Annotated in this window: 8 protein-coding genes and 2 pseudogenes; 2 read left to right on the top strand and 8 right to left on the bottom strand. The window is 68.9% G+C overall.

Annotation, left to right across the window (positions count from 1 at the left end):
• The 4 genes and pseudogenes from ABZS71_RS31960 to ABZS71_RS31975 all read right to left on the bottom strand — a co-directional run.
• Positions 1-222 (bottom strand): annotated as a pseudogene (locus ABZS71_RS31960) (alkanesulfonate monooxygenase); the annotation flags it as partial.
• Complete coding sequence (locus ABZS71_RS31965) at positions 222-1256, bottom strand: ABC transporter substrate-binding protein (RefSeq protein WP_356215612.1); 1035 nt, start codon at positions 1254-1256, stop codon at positions 222-224. The pseudogene ABZS71_RS31960 and the gene ABZS71_RS31965, both read right to left, overlap by 1 nt.
• A gap of 124 nt (positions 1257-1380) precedes the next feature.
• Positions 1381-2121, bottom strand: a complete 741-nt coding sequence (locus ABZS71_RS31970; protein WP_356215614.1) for an ABC transporter ATP-binding protein — start codon at positions 2119-2121, stop codon at positions 1381-1383.
• Complete coding sequence (locus tag ABZS71_RS31975) at positions 2094-2903, bottom strand: ABC transporter permease (protein WP_356215616.1); 810 nt, start codon at positions 2901-2903, stop codon at positions 2094-2096. The genes ABZS71_RS31970 and ABZS71_RS31975 overlap by 28 nt, the downstream gene beginning before the upstream one ends.
• A 321-nt stretch (positions 2904-3224) precedes the next feature.
• Between ABZS71_RS31975 and ABZS71_RS31980 the strand changes: the two genes are divergently transcribed.
• Positions 3225-3647, top strand: coding sequence for a YjbQ family protein (locus ABZS71_RS31980; protein WP_355848491.1), 423 nt, complete (start codon positions 3225-3227; stop codon positions 3645-3647).
• Positions 3648-3746: 99 nt separating this feature from the next.
• Here ABZS71_RS31980 and ABZS71_RS31985 read toward each other — a convergent pair.
• The 4 genes and pseudogenes from ABZS71_RS31985 to ABZS71_RS32000 form a co-directional block, all read right to left on the bottom strand.
• Positions 3747-5141 (bottom strand): annotated as a pseudogene (locus ABZS71_RS31985) (MinD/ParA family protein); the annotation flags it as partial.
• 518 nt (positions 5142-5659) lie between these two features.
• The gene (locus ABZS71_RS31990) at positions 5660-5860 is read right to left on the bottom strand and encodes a hypothetical protein (protein WP_356215618.1); all 201 of its coding nucleotides are present in this window, start codon (positions 5858-5860) and stop codon (positions 5660-5662) included.
• On the bottom strand, positions 5857-8121 hold the full coding sequence (locus tag ABZS71_RS31995; protein ID WP_356215620.1) for a radical SAM protein: 2265 nt from the start codon (positions 8119-8121) through the stop codon (positions 5857-5859). The genes ABZS71_RS31990 and ABZS71_RS31995 overlap by 4 nt, the downstream gene beginning before the upstream one ends.
• Before the next feature lie 4 nt (positions 8122-8125).
• Positions 8126-8485 carry a hypothetical protein gene (locus tag ABZS71_RS32000; protein ID WP_356215622.1) on the bottom strand — a complete coding sequence of 120 codons (360 nt, stop codon included), beginning with the start codon at positions 8483-8485 and terminating at the stop codon, positions 8126-8128.
• 360 nt (positions 8486-8845) lie between these two features.
• Here ABZS71_RS32000 and ABZS71_RS32005 point away from each other — a divergent pair.
• A partial coding sequence (locus ABZS71_RS32005; protein ID WP_356215624.1) for a TOMM precursor leader peptide-binding protein occupies positions 8846-9505 on the top strand: 660 nt, incomplete at its 3' end.

A 9505-nucleotide genomic window follows, 5' to 3' on the forward strand; every position in this document is an offset into this window, starting at 1 on the left:
AGCGTCCTCGCACCAAGTCCCGGTCGGGGTGAGCACGGCCTCGAAACCCAACTGCTCGGCGGCCTTGGCCACCTGGGCGAGGTAGTCGATGTCCGGGGCCCGTACGCCGCTCACCGGGGTGATGCGGGAGCGTTTCACCCCGCCGTCGGTGTCAGGCGTGCCGGTCCACCGGTTGCGCCCGTCGCCGCCGGTCGGCAGGAACCAGTGCAGATGGACGGACATCAGGAGTCCTTCCCGTAGGTGCGCGGCGCGGAGGTGGAGGGCGGCAGACCGCCGTTGAAGCGGGTGTCCACGTAGTCGGAGAAGGCGAAGCGGCGCGGGGTGAGCTTCAGCTTGGCGAAGGTGTCCGCGATCTGCTGCTCGGAGGCGATGGCGGGCTTGTCGACGGCGACGTACACCCGCGTGCCATTGGTCCGCTTCACGGAGTCCAGCGCCACCTGGTAGGGCAGCCCGGTCTCCTTGCCCCACACCTTGGCCCAGGCCTCGGGGTGCTTGTAGACCCAGTTCTGGGCCCGGCGCAGCCGCGCGAGGTAGTCCTTGATGACCTTCGCCTTCTTCTTGTCGTCGAGCGAGGAGGGGTTGGCCACCTGGAAGTTGAGGCCGTTGACCACGCCCTTGCCGCTGGTGAGGATCCGCGCGTCGGCCTGGCGCAGCGCCTGCGAGGTGTACGGGTCCCAGACGGCCCAGGCGTCCACCCGGCCGCGGCTGAAGGCGGCCAGCGCGTCGGCCGGCTGGAGGAAGCTGACCTTGACGTCCTTGATCGAGAGCCCGGCCTTCTCGAGCGAGGCGACCAGCTGGTAGTGGGCCGAGCTGCCCTGGGCGACCGCCACCGACTTGCCCTTGAGGTCGGAGGTCTTCTTCAGCGACGAGCCCTTCTTGACGACGATCGCCTCGCCGTCGGCGGTGCCGTGTTTCGCCGCGACGACCTTGATCTTGGACTTGGCGGCCGCGGCGAAGACGGGCGGGGTGTTGCCGACGCCGCCGATGTCCACCGCCTTGGCGCTGACCGCCTCCAGGATCGGCGGACCGGAGGTGAACGTCGACCACTTGATCTTGTACGGGAGGTTCGTGAGCTCACCGGCGGCGCGCAGCACCGCCTCGTCGTTGCCCTTCTGGTCGCCGACGTTCAGGGTCACATCGCCCTTGCCGTCGGTGTTGCCGGAGGCGCCGGACTTGTCGGCCGAGGACGAGCTGACGCATGCGGACAGCAGCAGGGCGAGAGGGAGAAACAGGGCGAGGACGATACGCCGTGTCATGTCAGCAGGGTCCGTTCGTAAAGGTGGTGGGAAAACCCGTCCGGCGCTTGAGGACAGGCGCGGCCGGAGGCCGTGCGCGTAAGAGCGGCCGATGACAGCGCTACGCGGCTTCGTGGACGGCCGGTTAGGGGGCGGACACACCCAGCCGGTCCAGGAGTTCGGTCCGCAGCTCGGCCAGGTGCGGATCGGCGATATCGCGCGGCCGGTCGCGGCGTACCCGCGTCTCGTGCGCGATGACGCCGCCGTCCATCACCAGGACGCGGTCGGCGAGCAGCAGCGCCTCCCCGACGTCGTGCGTCACCAGCAGCACCGCGCAGCCGCGCCGCTGCCACAGCTCGGCGACCAGCTGCTGCGCGGTGATCCGGGTGAGCGCGTCGAGCGCGCCGAACGGCTCGTCGAGCAGCAGCAGATCGGGTTCGCGGACCATCGCCCGGGCGAGCGAGGCGCGCTGGGCCTCGCCGCCGGAGAGCGTCTTGGGCCAGGCGTCGGTCCGATGGCCGAGGCCCACCTCCTCCAGCGCCCGTTCCGCGACCGCCCGCCCGGGACGGCCGTCCAGACCGAGCAGCACATTGCGCCAGACCTTCTTCCACGGCATCAGCCGCGGCGCCTGGAAGGCGACGGCCCTGCGCCGGGGCACCAGCACCTCGCCCTCGATCTCCCGGTCCAGCCCGGCGAGCACCCGCAGCAGGGTGGACTTGCCGCAGCCGCTGCGGCCCAGCAGCGCGACGAACTCACCGGGCTTTACCGTCAGTTCGAGCTCGTCGATGACAGTGCGGCCGTCGAAGGCGCGAGTGAGGGAGCTGACCCGTACCGCGGCGTCTGCCGTCTCGACGGGGGTCACTTGCCGGTGAAGTTCGGTCGCCATTGCAGCAGCAGCCTCTCCAGAGTGCGGACGATGAAATCGGCGAGCAGGCCAAGGGCGGCGTAGACGATCAGGCAGACCACGATCACATCGGTCTGGAAGAACTCCCGCGCGCGGTTGAGCAGAAAGCCGATCCCGTCATCGGCGTTGATGGTCTCCCCGAAGACCAGCGCCAGCCACGCGGTGGCGAGCGAGTACCGCAGCCCGGTCATCGCCCCGGGCAGGGCGCCGGGCAGCACCACATGGCGGATCAGCCCCCAGCGGCCGAGCCCCAGCGAGGTCCCCGCCTCGGTCAGCTGCGCGTCCACGTCGCGGATGCCCGCGTAGACGTTCAGATAGAGATGGAAGGTGACACCGAGCGCGATCAGCGCGATCTTGGGGGCCTCGCCGATGCCCATCCAGATGATGAACAGCGGAATCATGCCGACCCACGGGATGCTGCGCAGCATCTGCACGCTCGCGTCGACGAGATCCTCGCCGAGCCGGGACAGCCCGGAGACCAGCGCGAGCATGATGCCGACGACCCCGCCGAGCACCAGCCCGATCAGCACCCGCTGCACCGACACCAGCATGGCGTGCGGCAGGGTGCCGTCCTGGACCATGTCGGAGGCGGTACGGGCGATGGTGCCGGGCGAGGCGAGCGTATCGGCGGGCAGCGCACCGGTCGCGCTGCTCACCTGCCAGAGCGCCAACAGAAGAAGGGGACCGGTCGTGCGGCGCAGCCAGCGCGGTACGGCGCGGCGGCGCGCGGACAGCGGCACGACCGGTTCGAGAACCGGGGACATGGGGGCTCCATGACAAGGGGTACGCCTCGGCGCCGTACGACACGCGACCGACGGCGGTCGGCGCGGTACGGCAGCGGTGGGTGGAGGCGGAGGCGGAAGCGGGGAAGGGGGTGCCTAAGGGGTCAGCGTCTCAGTGTTCAGCGGCCGCTGGGACAGGCGGCGGACGCCACCCGCAGCAGGTCGATATGACCGCGCGTGGTGAGCCAGGCTGACGTAGACATGCCTTTGAACGTAGCGAGGCGTCCAGAAACGGTCAACGGTGTCTTGCCACTCGGACCTTTGTTGCGGGAGTTTTGCGGACGGGCGTATGAGGATGGGTCCATGACCACGACCTTCCGGACCCAGATCCTCAACATCACCACCGGCTCCACCGAGACCGTCGCCGACCTCACCGCCGACTGCGAGGCGTATCTGCGGGAGGTGGCGGGCGGCGGCGACGGCCTGCTCAATGTGTTCGTCCCCCACGCGACCGCCGGCATCGCGATCCTGGAGACCGGCGCCGGCAGCGACACCGACCTCCTCTCCGCCCTCCACGACCTCCTCCCCGCCGACGACCGCTGGCGCCACCGCCACGGCAGCCCCGGCCACGGCCGCGACCACGTCCTCCCCGCCCTCGTCCCCCCGCACGCGACCCTCCCGGTCCTCGGCGGCCGGCTCGCCCTGGGCACGTGGCAGTCGGTCTGCCTCGTCGACACGAACAAGGACAACCCCGACCGTCAGGTGCGGCTGAGCTTCCTCGGGTGACCCGGACCGCTCGCGGGGACGTCCCCCCGAGCACCCCACGCCCGAACCCGCAGCCCGGTCCCGCCACGGCCTGCACAACCCGAAACGATCACTCCGAAATCAGCCGTTGGATTCGGGCTGAGGTGGCGCCGGCGGGTAGCCGTAGCCCTGTTGCGGCTGCGAGGGCGGTGGCTGGAACTGCTGCGGGCCCAGGCCCTGCCCGTACGGCTGCGGGTAACCGGCCACAGCGTTTCCGTAGGGACCGGGCGCCGCGTACCGGCCCGGCATCGGCGGGGGCTGCACCGGCGGCTGGTTGCCGCCGTCGCCGGTCCACAGGCCCTGCGCCTGCTGCGCCCGCACGAAGTCCTCGGCCACCATCGCCGAGAGGTTGATGTATGCCTCCCGTGTCTTGGGCCGCATCATGTCCAGGTCCACCTCGGCGCCGACCGCCAGGTGCTCGTCGAACGGCACCACCTGCACCCCGCGGCAACGGGTCTGGAAGTGCGCCACGATGTCCTCGACCTTGATCATCTTGCCGGTCTCGCGCACCCCGGAGATCACGGTGATGCTGCGGGAGACCAGTTCGGCGTAGCCGTTCGCGGTCAGCCAGTCCAGGGTGGTGCTCGCGCTCGACGCGCCGTCCACCGACGGCGTCGACACGATGATCAACTGTTCGGCCAGGTCCAGCACTCCGCGCATGGCGCTGTAGAGCAGGCCGGTGCCCGAGTCGGTGAGGATCACCGGGTACTGACGGCCCAGCACCTCGATGACCCGCCGGTAGTCCTCGTCGTTGAACGTCGTCGACACCGCAGGGTCCACGTCGTTGGCGATGATCTCCAGGCCGGAGGGCGCCTGAGAGGTGAACCGGCGGATGTCCATGTAGCTGCGCAGGTACGGGATCGCCTGCACGAGTTCACGGATCGTCGCACCGGTCTCACGGCGCACCCGGCGGCCCAGCGTGCCCGCATCCGGGTTGGCGTCGATCGCCAGGATCTTGTCCTGCCGTTCGCTGGCGAGTGTCGCCCCCAGGGCGGTGGTTGTCGTGGTCTTGCCGACACCGCCCTTGAGGCTGATCACCGCGATGCGGTAGCAGGACAGGACGGGGGTGCGGATCAGGTCCAGCTTGCGCTGCCGCTCCGCCTCCTCCTTCTTGGCGCCGAGCTTGAAGCGGCTCGGCCGCGCGTTGGCCCCCGGCTTCTTCGCCTTGGGCTGGTTGCGCAGCAGGCGATCGGAACTCAGCTCGACCGCCGCGGTGTGGCCGAGCGGGGTGCCGCCCTGGCCGGTGCGCTGCCGCTGGTCCGGCATGACCGTCGGCGAGTCGCCGACCCGCGAATCCGCGGGAGCGCCATAGCCCTGAGGCACTTCGGGCTGATGGGCCCGCGGGTCGCCCGGCACGGCGTTCGGCTGCGGGGCGCCCATCGGCGGTACCGGCTGACCGGGCGGCACGGGCCAGACGGGCGCTACGGGCCGGCCGGGGTGGTTCGGCTGCGGGAAGCCGTGACCGCTTTGACCGGGCTCGTGTTGGGCCTGCGGCTCCTGCGTCTGCGTTACGGCACCGGGTACCGACGGCCCCGGCACCTCCTCCTGGGGCTCCCAGCTCTCCGGCTCGGCGGCGTCCGCCGCGGTCACCGTGTACCAGGTTTGCAGCCGCGGCCCAACGTACGTGACCTCATACGTGCCCTCATCGGTGAGGTCGGCCCCTGACTGGTCGTCGTCAGGACCGGCCCCGCCCGCGCGGTTGTAGTCCCGATCGCTGCTCACAATGCCTCCTGGTCTGCTGTCCTCAACCGCCCCGCGCCGCAGGTTTCCAAGCACCCCATGGGGTTCCCTGCCCCGCGGCGCATGGGGACACCACACCGCTTGTGTCATGCTCGCGGCTTGGGCCATCGGTGATCTCGCTACGGCGAGGCAGCACTGATCGCGGACGACAACGGCAACGACCTGTGGTTCAGTCAGAAGCACGACGAGGCGGCGGTCCAGGGCCTGCCGGGAGGCGGCCGCCGTGCTCGCGTCTGTCTCCCGGCCGTGCCGCCTCAGCGGCGGTTGCGCTGCCGACGGGCCCGGCGCGGTGTGGCGTCCGCGGCACGGCCGCCCCTGGTGACGGTGTACAGTACGCTCATGAGTGCGCCGCCGACGATGACCACGATGATTCCGGCGGTGGTGTTGATGAGAAAGCCTAAGAGGATGAGCGCCGCATAGACGGCCGGGATGGCATTGCGCAGGTTTCGGTTCACGGCGGGGATCCTTCCCGAGGGGTGGGTCCAGCGGCAGGAGCCGCCGGGGGCTTCCTAGGCTTTGGGTGATACCGCGATCGTCTTGACAGCCTCCCCGTCCGGCGGGCGTGAACGTCGAGGCGCATGCCGACATCGTGGAGAGGCCGTCCGCTGCCGTGCCAGACCGAGAGCGCGTATGCGCTGAAAGGATACCGCGTTCTCGACTCGGGCACCTCGATCCGGACATGCACCAGATTTTCGCTGGAAACGGCCGCGGGCGCTCCGCCCGGCACGTCGCCGTAACGCCTCAGCAAGTCGAACAGAGCTTCCGGCAGGGCGAGGTCGCGTTGCTCCGCCTTCCCGTGGATCCCCGCACGGAACACGGCTGCCGCCGCCAGGTCCAGGTCGGTGACCATGTCGAGGTCGGCGCGGTCCGGTAGCGGGCGCCCTTGGGACGTGAGCGCTTCGTACAGGAAGTCCAGGGCGGCCCGGGCGTAGTGGGCGGCACGGCCCTCATCGCCCACCATGCGCCGTAGAATTGCCTGGTAGTGGACTTCTTCGTGGATCACGGGGCGCCCGACGTACCCGTACAGCAGGTCACGGTTGAAGCTGGCGGGCTCCCGCCAGGCACGGGCGTAGTCGGCTATCAGGAAGGAGGTCAAGGGGTCGTCCCCACCCCCCTCGCGCAGGAACGGGCCGAGCAGTTCCACCAGGTCCACCGTGCGCACGCCAGAGATCTCGGCGAGGACTCTCAACGTCGAGCGGAGCAGGCACTTGTGGAAGAGCGTCAGCGGGATCCGGAAAGCCATCCCGCTCAGCCAGTCCTCGAACGTCATCCGGGAGTGCTCGATCACGACGTCGGCCATCAGGTCCGTGTTCCCGGGGTCGCAGGGCATGTACCCGGTGCGCAGACCGTGATCGTCCCGGAAGCGGTCGTGCGTGTAGTCGGTGTTGTTGAGCAGCAGCAGAGGGTAGATGACGGGTGAGCCACCCGAGGCGATTGCCTCCTCGATCCCGGTCAGGTGGGTGGCGCGGGATTCGCCGGGCAGGCCCCAGATGAGGTCGGTGTAGGTGGGGATGTTCTGGGCCCGGAACTGGGTCTGCATACGACGGTAGTTGTCGACCCGGATGTTGCGGCGGTTGGCGATCTGAAGCACCTTGGCGTCGAAGGACTGTGCCGAGAGAGTGATGGCCCCGGTCAGCCCGGCCCGGTACAGGATCCCCGCGATCTCCACCACACGGCCGTTGGTGTTCTTCGCCCAGTTCGTCATCACCAGCAACCGCTTGTTGTGGCGCCGGCACAGTTCCACGATGTGGCGTGCGATGTCCACGTCGCGCGCGACGATGCCGAAGTTGGCATCGGCTATGAACAGTTGGGTGCCGTTGGCGGCGATCCGGACGATGCGCTCCAGTTCCTCCTGGATGCGGTCCATGGGGAACTGGCGGATCTTGGAGTTGGTGGCCCCGCCCCAGTAGCAGAAGGCGCAGGAATAGGGGCAGCCCCGGTTGGTTTCGTACACCAGCATCCGGGACTGCGCGATGTCCTCGTCGGTCCAGGTGTTCCCGAGCAGCGGCGAGGGCAACTCGCCAAGGTCTGCGATCCGGGGGGCTTCGGGGGTAGTGACCACCTCGCCATTGGCGGAGAGGTAGCTGATGCCGGGCAGGGCAGCCAACTCGCCGTCGGCGGTGGTCGGCTCCTCATGGCGCAGGAATACGCGCAGCAGGTCGCGGAAGCGTAACTCTCCCTCGCCGTGGACGAGGACGTCGACCCAGGGCGCTTCGGTGAACACCACCTGCTGGTGCGTCACATCGTTTCCGCCGATCACGATGCGGCAGCGGGGCCAGCGCTCCTTGACCCGCCGGGCCAGTTCAAGCGTGCTGGGCCGGTTCCAGAAGTAGACGGTGAAGGCGACCGCCAGGGGATCCTGCAGCGCGCCCAGCACCTTGGCGCAGGCGGCCTCGAAAGCGTCCCCGCCCTGCATGTACACGTGTTTGGTGAAGGAACAGGCTTCAGCGAGGGCCGGGGCCGCCTCGGCGGCGGCCTGTAGGTAGCCCAGCACGGTGCTGTAGCGGACGCCGGGCATCACGGTCATCTCGACCAGGTGCACTTGGCGCCGTTCAGCCACGGCAGAGGGCGGGCTGAGCCCGGCCGGCAGGTCGGCTGACGTCATTTCTCGAACTCTTCCCAGTCTCGGTCGCGTTGCCCGGCTCTGCCGGGCCCGCTGGCCGTAACGAACGAGGAACTCGTCCGCTACGGCCAGCGGGTTCAGGCGGTCCACCATCAGATCAGGTGCAGCAGCAGCACGGTGAGCAGCAGCAGCAGTAGGTGTCGCCGCCTGCTACGGCCTCCAGGTCGGCCTCGGACAGCTCACGGTCCTCGATCTGGGGTGAGCTCGGCACCCTCAGCTCGTAGACACCAGTCGTCTTGCCGGTTTCCCAGAGGGCCACCTGAGCCTCCAGGTCGGGGTCACCCCCGATGTTCCGGATGATGCGCACGGTTGCGTTCGCCGGCAGTTCCAGGCCCTGCTCGGCCAGCGCGGCGCGCGGGTTGCTCTCCAGTTGCGTCACGTAGTCATCGTTCGACCAGGCAGCCGTCAGCACCTTGGTGTAAGAGCTGACGAACGCCGACCTCTCTCTGGGCTCCATGGGTCCCCCTTATTGCTTGTCGATTCCGGGTCAAGCCGGCTTCGGGTGGATGCGGAAATCATTCAGAGTCGACCACCTGTAAGTCAACTGCGATCTTTTCCATTGTGGTCCCATCTTTTTGGGGTCGCACCCGTATCCGCAGAACCTGCCTCCCCATGCCGTTATTGCAGCTCAGGACGGTCGGAAGCGAGCGGCCCGTAGGGGTAGGGGGACGCCCCCCTATAGATAAGAAGGCCACCCGGTAGGTGCAGTCGAGGGGCGCCGAAAGAATAGCTGACGGTCGCCCTGAATTCCTTGCTTTACCTATCCCGGCGGGTAATAAAGTGTCGGACCACGTCGAGATGTTTTTTGGAGGGCGCAGTGGATCTGCCTCGCTTCAAGGCACACCTTGTCCCGCAGGTCGTCAGCCCGGATCGGGTCTTCCTGGTGTCGGAGGAAGGCCACTATCTGGTCCAGGGAAAGGCGGTCGCCGAGGTGGTGCCTTTCCTGGACGGGACCCACTCGATCGCCGAGATAGCCCAGAAGCTCTCCGACCGGTTCACGCTGGGTGAAGTCGTCTTCGCTATCAGCAAGTTCCAGCGCTTCAACCACCTCGCCGAGGGGCCTGTCGGGACCGACCGTGCCTCGGTGGCCTTCTGGGAGGCCCAGGGCGTGCACGCCGCCGAGGCCACCCGGCGGCTGGACGAGGCCCAGGTGGAGATCACCTCGGTGGGCGCGGTGGACGAGGCGGAAGTGGTGGCCGCGCTGCGGACGACCGGCATCGAGGTGCGGCCGGTCACCGCCGCCGCAGCCGGTGCCACCGCTCCGACCCTGGCCGTCGTGCTCGCCGACGACTACTGCAACCCCGAACTCGCCGCTGTCGACGCCCGCCTGCGCGGTGCCGGCATACCCTGGCTGCTGGCCAAGCCCAACGGCGCCGATGTCTGGACCGGCCCCTACCTGGTGCCGGACGTCACCGGATGCTGGCAATGCCTGGCCCAACGGCTGGAAGGCAATCGGCAGGTGGAGGCGTACCTCAAG

Origin of the sequence: Streptomyces sp. NPDC005393, from assembly GCF_040606675.1 — a bacterium.
Taxonomy (GTDB): Bacteria; Actinomycetota; Actinomycetes; order Streptomycetales; family Streptomycetaceae; genus Streptomyces.